At 63.8% G+C, this 17,274-nt stretch carries 15 protein-coding genes; 5 read left to right on the top strand and 10 right to left on the bottom strand.

Annotated features, from left to right (window positions below; genetic code table 11):
• Positions 1-67: 67 nt before the first annotated feature.
• On the top strand, positions 68-1,387 hold the full coding sequence (locus SAB01S_RS04595; protein WP_062731944.1) for a homoserine dehydrogenase: 1,320 nt from the start codon (positions 68-70) through the stop codon (positions 1,385-1,387).
• 7 nt (positions 1,388-1,394) lie between these two features.
• Here SAB01S_RS04595 and SAB01S_RS04590 read toward each other — a convergent pair whose 3' ends face one another.
• Positions 1,395-1,829: a hypothetical protein gene (locus tag SAB01S_RS04590; RefSeq protein ID WP_245646410.1), complete on the bottom strand. Its 435-nt coding sequence runs from the start codon at positions 1,827-1,829 to the stop codon at positions 1,395-1,397.
• Between the two features lie 101 nt (positions 1,830-1,930).
• Between SAB01S_RS04590 and glpX the strand changes: the two genes are divergently transcribed.
• Positions 1,931-2,920, top strand: coding sequence for a class II fructose-bisphosphatase (gene glpX / locus SAB01S_RS04585; protein ID WP_062731943.1), 990 nt, complete (start codon positions 1,931-1,933; stop codon positions 2,918-2,920).
• 27 nt (positions 2,921-2,947) lie between these two features.
• Here glpX and SAB01S_RS04580 read toward each other — a convergent pair whose 3' ends face one another.
• The 7 genes from SAB01S_RS04580 to SAB01S_RS04550 all read right to left on the bottom strand — a co-directional run bounded on the left by SAB01S_RS04580 (position 2,948) and on the right by SAB01S_RS04550 (position 11,569).
• A complete protein-coding gene (locus SAB01S_RS04580) occupies positions 2,948-3,325 on the bottom strand; it encodes a MerC domain-containing protein (RefSeq protein ID WP_062731942.1) in 378 nt (125 codons plus the stop codon).
• A gap of 76 nt (positions 3,326-3,401) precedes the next feature.
• Complete coding sequence (locus SAB01S_RS04575) at positions 3,402-5,186, bottom strand: sensor domain-containing diguanylate cyclase (protein WP_062731941.1); 1,785 nt, start codon at positions 5,184-5,186, stop codon at positions 3,402-3,404.
• Positions 5,187-5,225: 39 nt separating this feature from the next.
• Positions 5,226-6,701 carry a glycerol kinase gene (locus SAB01S_RS04570; protein WP_062731940.1) on the bottom strand — a complete coding sequence of 492 codons (1,476 nt, stop codon included), beginning with the start codon at positions 6,699-6,701 and terminating at the stop codon, positions 5,226-5,228.
• A complete protein-coding gene (locus SAB01S_RS04565; RefSeq protein WP_062731939.1) occupies positions 6,698-8,212 on the bottom strand; it encodes a glycerol-3-phosphate dehydrogenase in 1,515 nt (504 codons plus the stop codon). The genes SAB01S_RS04570 and SAB01S_RS04565 overlap by 4 nt, the downstream gene beginning before the upstream one ends.
• Positions 8,213-8,363: 151 nt before the next feature.
• Complete coding sequence (gene clpS, locus SAB01S_RS04560) at positions 8,364-8,738, bottom strand: ATP-dependent Clp protease adapter ClpS (RefSeq protein WP_009822770.1); 375 nt, start codon at positions 8,736-8,738, stop codon at positions 8,364-8,366.
• Positions 8,739-8,888: 150 nt separating this feature from the next.
• On the bottom strand, positions 8,889-9,689 hold the full coding sequence (locus tag SAB01S_RS04555) for a phasin family protein (RefSeq protein ID WP_031298894.1): 801 nt from the start codon (positions 9,687-9,689) through the stop codon (positions 8,889-8,891).
• Positions 9,690-9,829: 140 nt separating this feature from the next.
• Positions 9,830-11,569 (bottom strand): PHA/PHB synthase family protein, encoded by a 1,740-nt coding sequence (locus SAB01S_RS04550; RefSeq protein ID WP_062732095.1) that lies wholly within the window; start codon positions 11,567-11,569, stop codon positions 9,830-9,832.
• 142 nt (positions 11,570-11,711) lie between these two features.
• Between SAB01S_RS04550 and SAB01S_RS04545 the strand changes: the two genes are divergently transcribed.
• The 3 genes from SAB01S_RS04545 to SAB01S_RS04535 are packed head-to-tail and all read left to right on the top strand — an operon-like array spanning position 11,712 to position 14,006.
• Entirely contained in the window at positions 11,712-12,923 is a 1,212-nt protein-coding gene (locus SAB01S_RS04545; RefSeq protein ID WP_062731938.1) for an LL-diaminopimelate aminotransferase, read from the top strand.
• A 31-nt stretch (positions 12,924-12,954) separates the two neighbouring features.
• Complete coding sequence (locus SAB01S_RS04540; protein ID WP_031298891.1) at positions 12,955-13,449, top strand: DUF2721 domain-containing protein; 495 nt, start codon at positions 12,955-12,957, stop codon at positions 13,447-13,449.
• Positions 13,446-14,006: a (2Fe-2S)-binding protein gene (locus SAB01S_RS04535; RefSeq protein WP_062731937.1), complete on the top strand. Its 561-nt coding sequence runs from the start codon at positions 13,446-13,448 to the stop codon at positions 14,004-14,006. The genes SAB01S_RS04540 and SAB01S_RS04535 overlap by 4 nt, the downstream gene beginning before the upstream one ends.
• A gap of 25 nt (positions 14,007-14,031) precedes the next feature.
• On the opposite strand, the gene SAB01S_RS04530 is transcribed toward SAB01S_RS04535, so the two are convergent.
• Positions 14,032-16,608 carry an HWE histidine kinase domain-containing protein gene (locus SAB01S_RS04530; RefSeq protein ID WP_062731936.1) on the bottom strand — a complete coding sequence of 859 codons (2,577 nt, stop codon included), beginning with the start codon at positions 16,606-16,608 and terminating at the stop codon, positions 14,032-14,034.
• Positions 16,601-17,140, bottom strand: coding sequence for a biliverdin-producing heme oxygenase (locus tag SAB01S_RS04525; RefSeq protein WP_245646409.1), 540 nt, complete (start codon positions 17,138-17,140; stop codon positions 16,601-16,603). The genes SAB01S_RS04530 and SAB01S_RS04525 overlap by 8 nt, the downstream gene beginning before the upstream one ends.
• Positions 17,141-17,274: the final 134 nt, after the last annotated feature.

Raw genomic sequence — 17,274 nt, 5'->3', positions numbered from 1 at the left:
TTCCTTGGACAGGCGGGCAGACATGGCTATCAGCACGGCATTGGGAACCAGAAGGAAAGCCGCCGCCATGACCAATCTGCACCGCCATGCCCCGTTGCGCGTCGCGCTCGTCGGCCTCGGTACGGTGGGTGGCGGCGTTATCCGGTTGCTGGAAACCAATGGCGACCTGATCGCCCGCCGCGCCGGCTGCCCGATACAGATCGTTGCCATATCCGCGCGCGACCGCAGCAAGGATCGCGGCGTCGATCTTTCACCCTATGAGTGGGTGGATGACATGACCACGCTGGCGGCTCGCGACGATGTCGATGTCGTGGTGGAATTGATCGGCGGCGCGGATGGCCCGGCGCTGACCCTGGCGCGCCAGTGCCTCAACGCAGGCAAGCCGTTCGTGACCGCCAACAAGGCGATGCTGGCGCATCACGGCCTGGATCTCGCCCGGCTGGCCGAAACGGGCGGTATCGCGCTCAAATATGAAGCCGCGGTCGCGGGCGGCATTCCGGTCATCAAGGGCATGCGCGAAGGCGCTGCGGCCAATGAGATCAGCCGCGTCTACGGCATCTTGAACGGCACCTGCAATTACATCCTGACCACGATGGAAAAGGAGGGGCGCAGTTTCGACGATGTGCTCAAGGAAGCGCAGGACCTCGGCTTTGCCGAGGCCGATCCCGGTATCGACATCGACGGGGTGGACGCCGCGCACAAACTGTCGATCCTGGCCAGCCTGGCCTTCGGGACCGAACTAGATTTCGATGCGGTGGCGACCACCGGCATCCGCCACGTCATCGCCGCCGACATCGCGGAAGCCGCAGCACTGGGCTATCGCATTCGCTTGGTCGGCATGGCCCAGAACGCCCCGGACGACGGCCCGGACGGCGGCCTGTTCCAGCGCGTCCATCCCATGCTGGTGCCGCTCGATCATCCGCTGTCCCATGTCGACGGATCGCTGAATGCGGTGGTGGCGGAGGGTAATTTCGTCGGCCGCCTTTTCTTCCAAGGACGGGGCGCTGGCGATGGTCCCACCGCATCGGCCGTCGTCGCGGACCTGATCGACGTGGCGCGCGACGAATATGGCGACGCCTTCGCCATGCCGGTCGCCGCGCTGGCCCCCCACAAGACGGCCGATGCCGGCGCGCGCGTGGGCCGCGCCTATCTGCGGTTCCGGGTCAAGGACCGTCCCGGCGTTCTGGCGGAGATTGCGGCGGCGACCCGCGACGCAGGCGTGTCGATTGAAAGCATGATCCAGCGCGGCGCCAATCAGGAAGATGGCGTGCTGGTGGCGATCGTCACCCATGCAGGCGCGGAACAATGTGTGCGCGACACGCTGGAGCGATTGAGCGGATCGGACAGCCTGCTTGAAGCGCCGATGGTGATGCACATCTTGGACTAAGCGCAGGTCAGCGCGGCGTCGCGCCGCGAAATTTTTCGGGCAAGGGCGGTGGCGACGCAACATCGGCATCGGGATCAATCAGGAGCGTTGCACCCTTTCCGAGCATGTCGATGACCTTGATCGCGTTCAACCCGCCAACACAGCCCGCTCCCTGCCCGCCGACCACGCCGCACGCCCCTTGCCGCACCGGCGCGGCCGATGCGCGCGGTGCGTCGCCAACAACGATGCGGCCCTCGTCAGTCTCCCTGGGCAATGGCAAGCGCTGACGCGCGTTGCGCTCTGCGCGGTTGCCGCACACCACGATGCCCCCACCACTGCGATCGCAGGGCTTGAGCACCTGCGTCTTGGCCCGATAGGCTGCCATCGGATCGGGTCTGTCCTGCGCCTGCCCCCTGCCCGGCGACAGCAGCATCAAAGTGAAAAGAAGAGCTGCCAGGCGCATGCGATCACACGATCATTCGATCATGGCCGAATGAGGGCCATGCTCGACAAGGCGGCAGCGAGCGCCTATCGGCGGGGCAATAGAAAAGAGAAGAGGATGTGATGGAACAGGCAGGCGCGAACCTGGACCGGGTATTGGTGCTGGAGATGGTCCGCGTGACCGAAGCTGCGGCGATCGCAGCGTCCCGGCTGATCGGGCGCGGTGATGAAAAGGCCGCCGACGCCGCCGCGGTCGAAGCCATGCGCCTGGCTTTCAACGATCTCTACATGGATGGCACCGTCGTGATCGGCGAAGGCGAGCGAGACGAAGCGCCGATGCTTTATATCGGCGAGAAGGTCGGCAGCGCGATCGGCAAGGGACCACGGATCGACATTGCGCTGGACCCGCTGGAGGGCACCACCATCACTGCCAAGGCGGGGCCGAACGCGCTTGCCGTGCTGGCCATCGCAGAGGAAGGCGGGCTGCTCAACGCGCCGGACGTCTATATGGACAAGCTGGCCGTGGGTCCGGGCTATCCCGACGGGGTCATCGATCTGGATCGGTCCGTCCGCGACAATGTCTCGGCGGTGGCGGCGGCCAAGGGCGTCGAGCCGCATGAGATCATCGTGTGCGTGCTCGATCGCCCGCGTCATGAGAAGCTGATCACCGAATTGCGCGCGATCGGATGCGGCATCATGCTGATCCCCGATGGCGACGTGGCTGGCGTCATCGCGACGACTGATCCGGAAACCACGATAGACATGTATATGGGATCAGGCGGTGCGCCCGAGGGGGTGCTTGCCTGCGCTGCGCTGCGCTGCGTCGGCGGCCAGTTCAAGGGCCGCCTGCTCTTCCGCAACGACGATGAACGCCAACGCGCGCGCAAATGGGGCATCACCGATTTCGAAAAAATCTACGACCTCAAGGATCTGGCCAAGGGCGATTGCATCTTTGCCGCGACGGGCGTGACCGACGGCTCGCTGCTCGACGGGGTCAAGCGGCTACCCGGCGGCAAGCTGACGACGGAGAGCGTGGTGATGCGCGCCAGCACCGGCACCGTGCGCTGGGTAAAAGGCGAACATCGCACGCGCGAGCCGTCAGAAAAAGGCTGAACCAGCGCCCATTGCCCCGATGAACGTCTAGTGGCTGGCCCGGTGATTGAGATCATGGCCAAGCGCCAGGATGCCGACGCCGATCAGCGTGTAGACGCTTTCCTGCAACCCATGATCCATCGTCAGCGCGCCCGTCATGACGCCGAGGCCCAGCGATCCGACAGCGGCCGGCATCATGAAGCCATGGACGATCGCCCCATGCCCCAGTGCAATCGCGCCGAGCGCTATGGCGATTACCAGACCGGCCTCATGAAAGATCGGGCTTTCGAAAATCCCGCCGGCCGACGCAAGCAACCCAAGCACGACGGCAGTCGCGAAACAATGGGCGACGCACAGGCCCGATACTGCGATCGCGAGGCGATCGAGTCGTCCGGAGACGAGGGCTTGGCGGAGGCTGTGCGACATGGTCCCGGCTACATAGGCCAGCCCGGATCAAGTTACAACATATCATTGCGAATTAAACGAGGTCGCGAATATCGGGCTAGGCAGCCAGGCGAAGGCAATTGCGGCCACTATGTTTCGCATCATACAAAGCGCGGTCCGCAGCCTCCAGCATCGCCGATCGGGTCGACCCGCCATCCAGCTGCACCAGCCCGGCGCTGAAGGTCACGGCGATTGCGTCGGCCTGATCGTTGACGCTGATCGGCGCCGCAAGCCGCTGGCGCAGCCGGTCGCACAATTGACTGGCATCGCGCCGGTCGCAATCGGCGAGCAGGATCGCGAATTCTTCGCCCCCCAGCCGCCCGATGCTGTCCCCGTCCCGCAATTCGGGCAGGATGCGCTGCACGAAACTGGTCAGGACACGGTCGCCCCCGCCATGGCCGTAGCGATCATTGACCGCCTTAAAATGATCGAGGTCGATCAGCAGCAGGCAGGACCGCGCCCCATCGGCCGCGCGCAGCATTTCAGCGTCCAGCTTGTCCAGAAAGGCGCGGCGGCTGTCCGCGCCAGTCAATGCGTCGTGCGCAGCCACCTGTTGCAGCGCGCGCTGGCGGGCCTTGTGCCGGGATATGTCGCGGATCATGCTGACGACGCCAACCGGTTGGCCGCGTTCGTCCACGACCGCTCGGCTGACCATTTCGCAACAATCCAGATCGCTCAACGCCGTCAGCGGGCGGAATTCCGCCTGCTGGACACTGCCGGGCTGCGCCAGCGCCTGCGCATGGATTGTCTGCACGGCTTCCCGGTCCTGCGCATCGACTAGTTCGGTCACGCTCTGCCCCACCAAAAGCGCGGGGGCGCAGCCAATCATGTCCTGTGCCGATGGAGACGCATATTCGACCGTGCCAGAAAGACTGATGTTCAGCACGACATCGCCGCTATGTTCAGCAATGGCGCGAAAGCGCGATTCGCTTTCCTGCAACATCTGGAACAGGCGGCGGCGCCCGTTCAGTTCGGCCGCAACAGGCATCGACAGCAGGAAACTGAGCGCCAGATAAAATTGAAACGCCAGCACCCGCTCGCCCGTCGACAGCGGAATCAGCATCAGTGGGCCCGTGTCCGACATCGTCGCCACCCCGCCGATCACCGCCAGGATGACGATGGACGCAGCCGCTCCGATATGCCCCACGCGAAAGGCGATCAGGACAAGCGGCAGCATCGGCGCGAACAGCATGGGATAACGCGCCCAGTAAAAGACATGCACCGTCACCAGCGTGAACAGGGCAAGCAGGATCAGCGCCTCGATCTTAACCGCCTTGGGCGTATCGCGCAGCCAGCGCGACCATTCGCCCTGAAGCAGCAATATGACGACCGGCGTGCAGGTCAGGCCGCCCAGTGCATGACCCGAATACCATTGCAGCCAGGATGCACTGAAGCCGACCGGCGTGGTCGCCGACGCGACCGCCGCAGCGGCCACACCCGTGACGATGTCCGCCACGCCGCACAGCGCGAGGATGAACACCACCAGGGGTTTGAAAGACCCCGTGACGACATCATCCTTGAGCAAAGATCGGCAGATCACCGCCACGATCAGCGATTCGCTGACGTTGATCAGGGCCATCGGCGCCGCTGCGACAGGGCCGATGCCGAACAAGGCAGTCGCGATGGCGCTCGCAATGGCGCAGGCAACGACCGCCCTTGGCCAATAGGATGTGCGGGTGGTCAGCAATTCCGCCATGAGGAACGCATTGGCGATCCAGATGAAAGCCAGCCCCCCTTCGAAGCGTGAAATCGACACGGTGAAGCTCGCCGCCGCGAAATAGACGCAGCCGGTTATGACGGGCGCAAAAGGCGATTGAGGACTACGAAGAGAAAACCGCGACATGGTGCGTGGGACGATAGGGCGGCATCCTTAATTTTTCGCTCACGATGCTGCCTTCGCCGCCCGCAAAAGCGCGCGCCAAGTCGCAAGTCTCGCCGCTCGCAGCTGCGCGTCCATGCCGGGTTGAAACCGCCGCCGACTGGGCATGATCGCCGCCGCGTCCTCCAATGTGGCGTGCAGACCCGATCCAACCGCAGCCAGCATCGCGGCGCCCCGCGCGGTGGTTTCGACATCGGTGGGACGCTCGACAGGCAGGTTCAGCATGTCGGCCAGATCCTGCGCGATCCAGTCATTGGCGCTCATGCCCCCATCAATGCGCAAATCCGTCCATGGCGCACCATCGGCGGCGAAGGCCGTGGCCAGATCGTGCAGCTGATGCGCCATCGATTCGAGCGCAGCCCGCACAATGTGCGCGCGGGTCGTGCCTTGTGTCAGGCCAGCTATCACCCCGCGCGCGTCGGGCCGCCAGTGTGGCGCGCCAAGGCCCGACAAGGCGGGCAGCAAGGACACGCCGCCATTATCGGGGACGGAGCGGGCCAAAGCCTCTGTGTCTTCCGCCGCTTGGATCAGCCCCAATTCGTCCCGCAGCCATTTGATGAGGCTGCCCGCAACGAAAATCGACCCTTCGAGCGCATAGCGGCGCTGACCGCCCAGCTGGCACAAGATGGTGCCGAGCAGCCGGTTTTCCGATCGGGGCGGGACCGTACCGGTCGGCGTCAGGATGAAGGCGCCGGTGCCCAGCGTCGCCTTGGCTTGTCCCGGAGACAGGCAGCCTTGCCCGATCGTTGCTGACTGCTGATCGCCGGCAAGGCCGCAGATCGGAATCGATCCGCCGAGCAGGGCAAGGCTGGTCGGGCCGAAATGACCAGCATTGTCGACGATGTCGGGAAGCGCTGCGATCGGTACGCCAAACAGGTCGCATAATTCCCGATCCCAGCTTGCGCCATCGAGCGCCAGCAATTGCGTGCGGCTGGCGTTGCTCGCGTCGCTGATATGCAGGCCGCCGGTCAAGTTCCAGACCAGCCAGCTTTCGACCGTGCCGAACGCCAGAGCATCGCCGGCCTGTATGACCGCTGGCTCATGATCCATCAGCCAGCGCATCTTGGTGGCGGAAAAATAAGGGTCGATGACCAGGCCAGTCCGCCTCTGGACCATCTCCTCATGCCCCGCCTCACGCAAAGCCTGGCATTGGTCGGCAGTGCGACGATCCTGCCAGACGATTGCCGGGGCGATCGGCTGGCCGTTGCGCTTGTCCCAGGCTATAACGGTTTCCCGCTGGTTGGTGATGCCGATGGCGGCAATGCGGTCCGCACCACCCGCCCTGGCCACCATGTCGCGTGCGCAGGCCAGGCTTAGCGCCCATATCTCGGCGGCATCCTGCTCGACCCAGCCGGGCCGGGGAAAGAATTGGCTGAGCGCGCGCTGCGCCGTCGCAATACGCCTGCCATCGGGAGTATAGAGCATGGCGCGGGTCGATGTGGTGCCCGCATCCAGCACCAGCAATCTGGCCTCCTTCATCGCCTCCCCCTTACCCAGCGTTCCAGCCTGGCTACCTGGTCCGGTGTAAAGCGCAGGCCGAGCTTGGTGCGCCGCCACAGCATATCTTCAGTGGTGCGTGCCCACTCCCGCTCAATCTGCCAGACCGCCTCCGCCTCGGTAAAGCCGACGCCGAAAGCGACGCCAAGATCGCTCCATTCGCGCGCCCTCCGGAGCCAGGTCCAGGCGTCGGTTCCATAAGCGCGGCCAATGCGGTCGACGCTGGCAGCATCCAGAAACGGATAATCCTGCGCCAGCCTGTCCAGCAGCGCGGGCAATCCGGTCATCGCGAAATCACCGCCGGGCAATGGCGCGTTTGCGGTCCAGTCGCCACCACGGAGCATGGGGAGCAGCGGCTGGAGTCTCTCGACAGCCTCGGCCGCCAGATGCCGGTAGGTGGTGATCTTGCCCCCCAGCACATGCAGCGCCGGGGCCTCGCCCTCCCCGCCTTCGTCAAGCTCCAGCTGATAGCCCCGCGTTGCCGCCTCCGGCCGATCGGAGCCATCGTCGATCAGCGGCCTGACGCCGGCATAGCTCCACACCACATCGTCCGGCGTGACTGGCTGGGCGAAATAGCGGCCGGCGGCGGCGCAAAGATAGGCCACTTCCTGCGCGCTTGCCACGATCCTATCGTTTTCGCTGTCATGATCCTGGTCGGTGGTGCCGATCAGCGTGAAATCGCGCTCATAGGGGATGGCGAAGAAAATGCGGCCGTCAGGCAGTTGGAAGAAATAGGAAAAATTGTGGTCGAACAGACGCGGCACGACGATATGCGACCCGCGCACCAGCCGCATTTTTCGACCTGCCAGCCCTTCCCCCGCGCCCGGCAGAGCCAGAACCGATGGGCCGGTGGCGTTGACGATCGCGCGGGCGTGGAAATGCAGCGCTGCGCCGTCCATCGTGCGCGCGTCGATTGCCCAAAGCGCGCCCTCGCGCTGCAACCCGACAAGTTGCGTCCGGGTCTGTACAGATGCGCCACGATCCGCAGCGTCGCGCGCGTTGAGCAGCACCAGCCGGGCATCATCGACCCAGCCGTCGGAATAGCAATAGCCGGTGGAAAAACCTGGTTTCAGCGGCTGCCCGGCGACATGACGGCGCAGGTCGATGCTTCGCGTCGCCGGCAAGGCCCGCCGCCCGCCAAGATGATCATAGACGAACAGACCCAGGCGCAGCAGCCAGCGCGGGCGCAGGCCTGGAGTCCAGGGAAGGACAAACCGCATCGGATGAATGATGTGCGGCGCGATCCGCCAGAGTCTTTCCCGTTCGGCCAACGCCTCGCGGACCAGGCCGAATTCGCGATGTTCCAGATAACGCAGCCCGCCATGGATCAGCTTGGTGGAGGCGGACGAGGTGCCCTGCGCCAGATCGCCTTGCTCCAGCAGCAGCACCTTCGCGCCCCGGCCCGCCGCATCGCGCGCGATGCCGCAGCCATTCACCCCACCGCCGATCACGGCAAGGTCATAGGGGGTAACGGTTTGGCTCTCCTGCGTCACACCGCTGGGTGTAGGCAGACGTGACGAGCATGGAAAGAGCGCAGCGTTAGCGCTTCGTCAGCCCAAGCGGCAAGCCACGCGGGAAATGGATCAGACGGTTCCCACCAAGATCCGTGAGGACAGCAAGTCTCTTTCGGCAGAACGGATAGGCTTAGGCCTTTTCCAGCGTGCACTGGAGCGGATGCTGGTTTTGACGGGCGAAATCCATCACCTGGTTCACCTTAGTTTCGGCAACCTCATAGCTGAAGATGCCGCAAATGCCGACGCCGCGTTGATGGACATGCAGCATGACGCGCGTGGCTTCCTCCATGTCCATGCGAAAGAAGCTTTGAAGGACATGCACCACAAATTCCATCGGGGTGTAATCATCGTTGAGCATCAGCACCTTGTAGAGCGACGGCTTCTTGGTGCGGGTGCGCGTACGGGTAGCAATGCCGACATTGGGTCCGCCGGGGCCCTCGCCCTGATCGTCCTGGTCCCGGCCCGCCATGTTCACGGGCCATGATGCGGTGATGAGACTGTTCATGATGCGCAAGGATATGGCGATTCGCCTCGATATGGCAAGGGGGCGACGGGACGTTTGCCGATCTACCCTCCCCCCCAAAAAGAATAGGGCGCCCCCTTCCCTATGGAAGAGGACGCCCTCGATCTGATATTTTCAGGCGGATCGCGCCGATCAGGCGGCGATCGACTTCACCTTGTCGGTGACCAGCGACATGCGCGCGGTCAGCGGCTGGGCGACGTCGCCGGCCAGCTTCATCATCGCTTCGCTGTTCTTCGCAGCTTCCTTGGTGAAGTCATCGAAGCTGCTGGAGAAAAGCTGGCTCTGAAGCTGGAAAAATTCGGTCGGCGTCTTGGCGGTGGCCAGGCTCTTGAACGAAGCGGTCGCCTTTTCGAAATTCTTGCGGGTGAAATCGACGGCTTCCTGGCCCATCATTTCCATGCCCTTGGCGGCGATCTTGCCGGATTCGACCATGGCTTCCATATTGCCCTTGGCCATATCGCTCATTTCCTCGACCGCCTTGGTCGACTTTTCGACATGGGCCTTGGCCTTGTCGTTGAAGTCCGCATAAGCGGTTTCAAACTTCGCCTTGGCATCTTCGGCGAACTTCTTTCCGGTTTCCATAACGTCGTTCATCATCTTGGTTCCTTCTGTCGCGGGCAGCGGATCGGTGGTGGCGGTTGCGGCCATTTCTGTCGGGCTCTTGATCATGGTGGAGGCGGGCGCGGTTGGCGGCGGCGGGGGTGCAGGAGGCGGCGCAGGCTTTGGCGCAGGTTCCGACTGCGGGTTGGTTTCAACCGGCTTGAGCGCACCTTCCGGCGCCTCCTTGGCCATTTTGCGCGGCGCCGGCTTCTTACGCGCCGGTTCCGCGCCGATCGCGGCTTCTGCCGCCATCAAGGCTTCGGCAGCCGACATAGTGGTCGACCCGGCTTTCGCGCGCGCTGTAGTCCTCGGTCCCTTGGGGGTATCGGCCATGACCATCCTCCGTTTGTTGCACTGCACAATAGAGAATGAAGTCGGGCTTTGCAAGTCTTATTGTGCGGTGCAGCAAAATTGGATCAACGGTTCGTCGCATTTTTAACGGAGGATGATCTGACGTTACGAAATGCGGGCGCTCAGCGCGCCTTCACGTAGCGGCCCGGCGCATCCTCGATTGCCTTCAACCGGCCCTTGCCGGGTATACGCGCGCCCTTGGCCGGCACCAGGCGCGGATTGATCTCGCCCAGCCAGGCGCGCCAGTCCGGCCACCAGCTACCCTTGGTCTCGACCGCCTCTTCCAGAAAGTGCGCAAGTGTGGGCTGCGCGTGCTCGCACGCCCAATATTGATATTTGCCAGCCGCCGGCGGATTGACCACGCCCGCGATATGACCCGATCCCGCCAGTAGAAAGCGCACCGGGCCGCCAAAATGCTCGGTCAGCTTCCATACGCTTTCCAGCGGCGCGATATGATCCTCCTTGCCCGCCTGAACATAGGCCGGGGTGCGGATGGCGCGCAGGTCGATCGGCGTGCCCGCGACGCTGATGGCGCCGGGCGTAACCAGCAGATTGTCGCGATACAGCTGCGTCAGATAATCCTTGTGCCAGCGCGCCGGCAGGTTGGTGGTGTCGCCATTCCAGTAGAGCAGGTCGAACGGCGGATAATCCATGCCCAGCAGATAATTGTTGACGACATAGTTCCAGATGAGGTCGCGCCCGCGCAACAGGTTGAATGTCGCGGCCATGTAGCGCCCGTCGAGAAAGCCTTGCGCCGACAATTGGTCGACCAGCTTCATCTGATCATCATCGACGAACAGGCTGAGGTCGCCGGCCTGGCTGAAATCCACCTGCGCCGTGAAGAAAGTCGCGCTCGCCACCTTGTCCGCTTCGCCCCGTGCGGCAAGCAGCGCCAGCGTCGCGGCCAGCGTCGTGCCCGCCACGCAATAGCCGATCGTATGCACGCTCTCCACGCCCAGCAGGTCGCGCACGGTATCGATCGCGTCGATTTGGCCGCCCAGAATATAATCGTCCCAGATCAGGTCCTTCATTGACGGGTCGGCCGATTTCCAGGACACGAGGAACACGCTGATCCCCTGATCCACCGCCCATTTGACGAAGCTTTTTTCGGGCGAAAGGTCGAGAATATAGAAGCGGTTGATCCAGGGCGGGAAGATGATGAGCGGGGTTTCCAACACCTCTTCGGTCGAAGGCGCGTAATGGATCAGCTGGTAGAGCGGAGTTTCGTGGATCACCTTGCCCGGCGTCGCGGCGATATTGCGGCCAAGCTCGAACTTCGTGCCATCGGTGTGCGTGAGCTGCCCCTTTTCCATGTCGGCCAGCATATGTTTGAGGCCGGTAAGCAGATTTTCGCCGCCGCTTTCGATCGTCTTGCGCATGACCTGCGGATTGGTGAGCGGGAAATTGCTGGGCGCCATGGCGTCGAGCAGACCGGTGGTGGCAAAGCGCAGCTTGGCCTTTTGCTTGGGATCAACGCCGTCGACCGCATCGGCCATCTTCATCAGATAATCGGACAGCAGCAGATAGCTCTGGCGAATGAGGTCATAGAAGGGATGTTCGGTCCACGCCGGGTCGGCAAAGCGCCGGTCCTTGGTCGCCGCAGGGCTGCTCTCCGGCGCGGGATCGGGCCGTTCGCGCAGCAGGCCGCCGGCATCCAGAAAACGCTGCCACAGCGCCAGCCCTTCGTCCGCGAAGCTGGTCTGGATGCGTGCAACCAGCGCAGGATCGAACGGCAGCGCATGGCCGGTCGATCCCGCCGCCTGCTCCAGCATCAATTGCTGGGCACGGCCCAGCACCTGCGTCCATTGCTGCATCTCTTCAAGGGTCGGCAGGCGGGGCTCCATGACGTTGCTTTTTCCCATGGCCACCATCCTCTTCCTGGCATTGCACGCGTCGCGGCTTTCGCTGGCATGTCCCGATCCGGCCGGTTATAGCCCGATTATGACACGCCAGCGGCGCGTCACGCACTATTCCCTACAGGATGCTTTCAGGAAAGCCCCAATAATGTCCGAAGAATTCTACCGCATGAAGCGCCTGCCGCCCTATGTCATCGCAGAAGTCAATGCGATGCGGGCCGCGGCGCGCGCGGCGGGCGAGGATATTATCGACCTGGGCATGGGCAATCCTGACCTGCCGCCGCCCGACCATGTCATCGACAAGCTGGTCGAAGTGGCGCGCAAGCCAAGCGCCCATGGCTATAGCCAGTCGCGCGGCATCCCTGGCCTTCGCAAGGCGCAGGCCAATTACTACGGCCGGCGCTTTGGCGTCGACATCGACCCGGAAACCGAGGTCGTCGTCACCATGGGATCGAAGGAGGGGCTGGCGAGTCTCGCCACCGCGATCACCGAGCCGGGCGACGTCGTGCTGGCCCCCAATCCCAGCTATCCGATCCATACTTTCGGCTTCATCATCGCCGGCGCGACGATCCGGTCGGTGCCCACGACGCCGGACGAAAATTATTTCCGATCGCTTGACCGCGCCATGGCCTTCACCGTGCCGCGCCCCTCGATCCTGGTGGTCAATTATCCGTCGAACCCGACGGCGGAGACGGTGGACCTCGCCTTTTACGAGCGCCTCGTCGCTTGGGCGAAGGAGAACAAGGTCTGGATCCTGTCTGACCTCGCTTATTCCGAGCTTTATTATGATGGCAATCCCACGCCGTCGATCCTGCAAGTGCCTGGCGCGAAGGACGTGGCGATCGAGTTTACATCGCTGTCCAAGACCTATTCCATGGCCGGATGGCGCATGGGCTTTGCCGTAGGGAACGCCAAGCTGATCGCGGCGATGACGCGGGTGAAATCCTATCTCGACTATGGCGCCTTCACGCCCATCCAGGCGGCGGCCTGCGCCGCGCTCAACGGGCCGCAGGATATCGTCGAGAAGAACCGCCTACTCTACCACAAGCGCCGCGACGTGCTGGTCGAAAGCTTCAGCCGGGCGGGCTGGGACATTCCCGCCGCGCGCGCGTCGATGTTCTGCTGGGCGCCGCTGCCGCCGGCGCTGAAGGACATGGGTAGTCTGGAATTTTCCAAGCAATTGCTCACCCACGCCAAGGTCGCGGTTGCCCCGGGCGTGGGCTATGGCGAGGACGGCGAGGGTTTCGTGCGCATCGCGATGGTGGAAAATGAACAGCGACTGCGACAGGCGGCGCGCAACATCAAAGCCTATCTGAAGTCGATGGGTATCAATACGCCGTCGTCAAAGGGCGCGGCCTGACCCGAGGCGCTGGAGTGATGGCATGAGCGGCATGATCCTGCTTCCCCAGGTCAGCCAGGTGGCGGCAACCATCCAACTGGCGGTCGCGCCGGTGTTCATGCTGGCGGGCCTGGGCGCGTTCCTCAACGTCTGCGCCGGGCGGCTGGCGCGAGTGATCGACCGGGCGCGCAAGGTCGAACAGAGCGTGCTGGTGACACGCGGGGGCGAACATGACCGGCTGGTCGCGGAAATCCGCGTGCTCGACAAGCGGATGAGCGTGGTCAACGGCGCGATCTTCCTGTCGGTCGCCTCTGGCTGCGCCATCTGCCTGGTCGTCATGCTGCTGTTCGCCGCCGAACTGTTCAACGCACATTTGGGCACCGCGATCGCGCTGATCTTCATCTTCGCGATGCTGCTTCAAACCGCCGCCTTCGCCACCTTCATCCAGGAAATAAGGCTGGCGTCGCGCACCATTCACATCCGCAACGAAGTGCTGTTCCACCAGGTCGAGGATGAGGATGATAGCGAGGCCCCGACCGGCGCATGACCAAATTCACCGTCAACGATCGCCCGGTCCAATATCGCATGGACCCCGACACGCCTTTGCTATGGGCGCTGCGCGACGCATCGAACCTCACCGGCACGAAATATGGGTGCGGCACGGGCGACTGCGGTGCCTGCACGGTCGATATTGACGGGGAAGCGGTGCGATCCTGCCAGATCAGCATCGCCAATGCCGAAGGACGGTTCGTCACCACCATCGAGGCGCTGTCACCCGATCGCGGCCACCCGCTGCAACAGGCCTTTGCCGCCGACAATGTGTCGCAATGTGGCTATTGCGTGCCGGGCGTCATCATGGCGGCTTCGGTCCTGCTGCGGCGAAACAGCAATCCGACCGACGAGCAGATCGACGCTGCGATCACCAATATCTGCCGCTGCGGCATCTATCCCCGGCTGCGGGGCGCGATCAAGCGCGCGGGCCGGATCATGCGGGGGGAGGAACGGATCGCCGCCGCCCCGCCGCCGGGCATCACGCCGGAGGAAGCAGCGCGCACCGTGCCAGCGCTGGGTCGATCGGCCAGTCCGGCCAAGCAGCGGCCTTAGCCCGTCGCCGGGCCGCGCGGCATGCTCAGTCCGGCTTGCCGATCACCGGCTCCAGCGCCTGCGCCAGCGTTGTGCCCGAATAGGGCTTCTTGACCAGCGTCACATGTTGAAACCGCGGCGGCAGTTCCAGCCCGTCGCCATAGCCGGTGGCGAAGATGAAGGGCACGCCCCTTTCCACCAGAAGGTCGGCAATGGGCAGGCTGTTCTCATGGCCCAGGTTGAAATCCAGCACAGCCAGGTCGACGGGCTGGAGCGCGATCGCTTCGCGCGCGCGTCCGACGCTGGCGGCGGTGAAGACCTCCGCGCCCAGGTCGCGCAGCGCATCCTCGCCATCCATGGCGATGATCATATTGTCCTCGACTAGCAGCACATGGCGATTGCGCAGCAAGCCCGGTGTGGCGGCAAGGATCGGTGCCGCGCAATCGCGCCCCACGCTATCGGGCAGCACCGACACCACATGGCGCGAGGGGATGCAGAAATGTGCCTCTATCCCGGCAAGCCGGTAATGGATTTCCGCATTCCCGCCCAGATCATAGGGGATGGATCGCTCGATCACAGTCGACCCGAAACCGCGCCGGGTTGGCGCGACGACGGGCGGACCGCCGCTTTCGGTCCAGTCGATCAGCAGGCTGCCATCTTCGTCCACGCGCCAGTCGATCGCTACGATGCCGCCATCGGACAGCGCGCCATACTTGGCGGCGTTGGTCAGCATTTCGTGGATGACGAGCGCCAGGACAGTGAAGCATCCGGGCGTCAGGAGCACATTGGGACCTGTCAACCGCACGCGATCGCTGCGTTCGGCCAGATAGGCGCCGGCTTCCACCTCAATAAGGTCGATCAGTCGCGCCGGGCTCCAGCGATCGGCGGTGATTTGGTCGTGGGCGCGGGCCAATGCGTGCACGCGGCTTTCCAATGTGCCGATAAAATCGTCGACCGACTGAGCACTCTCGCGCGTCTGGGAGATCAGCCCGCGAATGAGCGACAGGATGTTTCGGACGCGGTGATTGAGTTCGGCAATCAGCAATTCCTGCTTTTCGTTCGCCCGCTGCCGTTCGGCATCGGCCGAATCGGACAGGCGCAGGATCACCTCCAAAAGCGCGGTGCGCATCGCTTCGGCCACGCGCAGTTCAGCTGGCGCGAACGGCCGCGCCGTGCCCTTTACCAGTTCCGACCATTCCTCGAAACTCTTGCGCGGAGTCAGACGCGGGCCGTTCGGGCCATATTCGATATGCTTTTCCTGTTTGCCCGCCCACCGCACGGACCGCAGCTGTTCGGCGCGAAACAGCACGACATAATCGCGCGGCCGCCGCGAAATCGGAATGGCGAGCAGCCCCGCAGCCCGGTCGGCATGACGGGCCGCATCGGGAATGAGGCGCGTCAGATTGTCGGTGGTGAATATCTGGCTGGCCGCCGTCCGGTTGAGCATCGACACGATCGCGGCGAAGGCTGTTTCATCGGGCGTGAGACCCGACAGGCTGATATGCCCATCGATATAGACGCCCACGCCATCGGCCGGGATGGTGTCGAACATGATGTCGCCCAGCCAACGCGCGTTGGACAATAGTTCATGATCCTGCGCCACCGCCGACAGCAGCCGGTCGGCCACCTGCCGCGCCATGCCTTCATAATGCGCCGTTTCCGCGCGCTCGCGGCTTTCGAGCATCATCGAGAATATCTGGCCGAACAGTTCAGCGGCGCTGCGCTGCGCAAAGGTCGGCAATCGCGGCGCATAATGATGGCAGGCGAACAACCCCCAAAGCTTGCCACCGACGATGATGGAAATCGACAGCGACGCGCCGACGCCCATGTTGCGCAGATATTCGATATGGATGGGCGACACTGCGCGCGTCAGGCACAGCGACATGTCGAGCGCCGCGCCATGGGGGTCGAGCGCCGGCATGACCGGCACCGGATCCGCCTGCACATCGGCGATGATGCGGAATATGTTGCGCAGATACAGGGCGCGCGCCTGCGAGGGGATGTCGGAGGCAGGATAATGGAGGCCAAAGAAGCTTTCGATACCCGGCCGTAAGGCTTCTGCGACCACTTCGCCATCGCCGCCATCGGCGAAGCGATAGACCATGACGCGGTCGAAACCTGTAAGCGCGCGCACCTGCCGCGCGCCATCGCGCAGGAAGGCGGACATGGTTTCGGCCTGCGCCAGGCGCGACACCATGGAGCGGACGGTGCTGCTCGCCTCCATCTCGTCATGGCTGGCCGGTTCCGCTTCCACGATGACCGACTGGCCGGAAAAATGAACGGCCACATCGAATTCGGGCCCGTCCTTGATCAGCGGAATGGAAAACAACCGCTCGACCGAGTCCGGCCCGCGCAATAGCGTGATGCGATTGCGCAACGCGTGGATGGCATCGGTTTCGAAAATGTCCGCGATCGGGCGGCCCAGCATGTCATCGGGCGACAGGCCGATAAATTGCGCGCTGTTGGCCGAGGCCCGCGCGACCAGCCAGTCGGCCGTCAGCGCGATGAGAAAACCGAAAGGCTGCACCGCGCCCAGAATATGGATCGGCTCACGGTCGCAATTGCCCAGATCAACCGCAAAGTCGGAACCGGTCGCCTTGTCGCCAGGATCGCCCTCAGCCATGCGTCACCGCCTTCTGCGCTGTCGCGCCTTCGGCAAAAAGGGCGAAGGCGGCGAGCGCGCCCTGCACGGCATCGTTCAGCCAGCCTTCGCCGCCCTCCGCCGCAGCACCGTCAAGCGCGCGCTGGAAGGCCACCCATTCGCCCTTGCCATGGGTCGCGGACAGATAGGCGCTCGGCAGCCCGGCCCCTACCCGACGCGAAAGGAATGCCCCGCCCAGTCGCGACCCTTCCAGCGCATAGAGCAAGCCCCAGCGATAGCCGTCACTGGATTCAGCCGTGAGGCTGAGCGGTTCCGGCTGCGCAACGCCCAAGGCCGCAAGATCCTGCGCCAGCAACGGCATACGCGCCTGATCCGGACGCGCGGCCGGCTCCAGCGCCGACAGGGCGCGGCTGTGCGCACTCAAAAAATCGGCATAATCATCAGGCTGATCGAGGGAAAAACCAGCGAAAAGAGAATCGACCCGGTCGTGGCTCGCCATCGTCGCGTCTCGCAAGGCCTGACGGGTGCGGCCAGCATCGGGGGATTTCGTCACTCGGCAGTCCTAAAGGGGATGGGAAACAATGTCTTTAATCTGAATCAGCCACAACAAAGCCGTGCAGGCAGTTTCGACACACTAGCCCTTCGTTTTAAGCGTTACCTGCCCCAAAAGCCATATTGGGAAGCGAG

Source organism: Sphingobium abikonense NBRC 16140, assembly GCF_001598335.1.
Lineage (GTDB): Bacteria > Pseudomonadota > Alphaproteobacteria > Sphingomonadales > Sphingomonadaceae > Sphingobium > Sphingobium abikonense.
The sequence above is the reverse complement of the archived record's forward strand: the minus strand, read 5'-3'. Positions and strand labels throughout refer to the sequence as shown.

Excerpts from the sequence above, each read along its gene's own strand:
- SAB01S_RS04595 (WP_062731944.1), top strand. The coding sequence starts at position 68 with ATGACCAATCTGCACCGCCATGCCCCGTTGCGCGTCGCGCTCGTCGGC.
- SAB01S_RS04590 (WP_245646410.1), bottom strand. The coding sequence starts at position 1,829 with ATGCGCCTGGCAGCTCTTCTTTTCACTTTGATGCTGCTGTCGCCGGGC.
- glpX (WP_062731943.1), top strand. The coding sequence starts at position 1,931 with ATGGAACAGGCAGGCGCGAACCTGGACCGGGTATTGGTGCTGGAGATG.
- SAB01S_RS04580 (WP_062731942.1), bottom strand. The coding sequence starts at position 3,325 with ATGTCGCACAGCCTCCGCCAAGCCCTCGTCTCCGGACGACTCGATCGC.
- SAB01S_RS04575 (WP_062731941.1), bottom strand. The coding sequence starts at position 5,186 with ATGTCGCGGTTTTCTCTTCGTAGTCCTCAATCGCCTTTTGCGCCCGTC.
- SAB01S_RS04570 (WP_062731940.1), bottom strand. The coding sequence starts at position 6,701 with ATGAAGGAGGCCAGATTGCTGGTGCTGGATGCGGGCACCACATCGACC.
- clpS (WP_009822770.1), bottom strand. The coding sequence starts at position 8,738 with ATGAACAGTCTCATCACCGCATCATGGCCCGTGAACATGGCGGGCCGG.
- SAB01S_RS04555 (WP_031298894.1), bottom strand. The coding sequence starts at position 9,689 with ATGGCCGATACCCCCAAGGGACCGAGGACTACAGCGCGCGCGAAAGCC.
- SAB01S_RS04550 (WP_062732095.1), bottom strand. The coding sequence starts at position 11,569 with ATGGGAAAAAGCAACGTCATGGAGCCCCGCCTGCCGACCCTTGAAGAG.
- SAB01S_RS04545 (WP_062731938.1), top strand. The coding sequence starts at position 11,712 with ATGTCCGAAGAATTCTACCGCATGAAGCGCCTGCCGCCCTATGTCATC.
- SAB01S_RS04540 (WP_031298891.1), top strand. The coding sequence starts at position 12,955 with ATGATCCTGCTTCCCCAGGTCAGCCAGGTGGCGGCAACCATCCAACTG.
- SAB01S_RS04535 (WP_062731937.1), top strand. The coding sequence starts at position 13,446 with ATGACCAAATTCACCGTCAACGATCGCCCGGTCCAATATCGCATGGAC.
- SAB01S_RS04530 (WP_062731936.1), bottom strand. The coding sequence starts at position 16,608 with ATGGCTGAGGGCGATCCTGGCGACAAGGCGACCGGTTCCGACTTTGCG.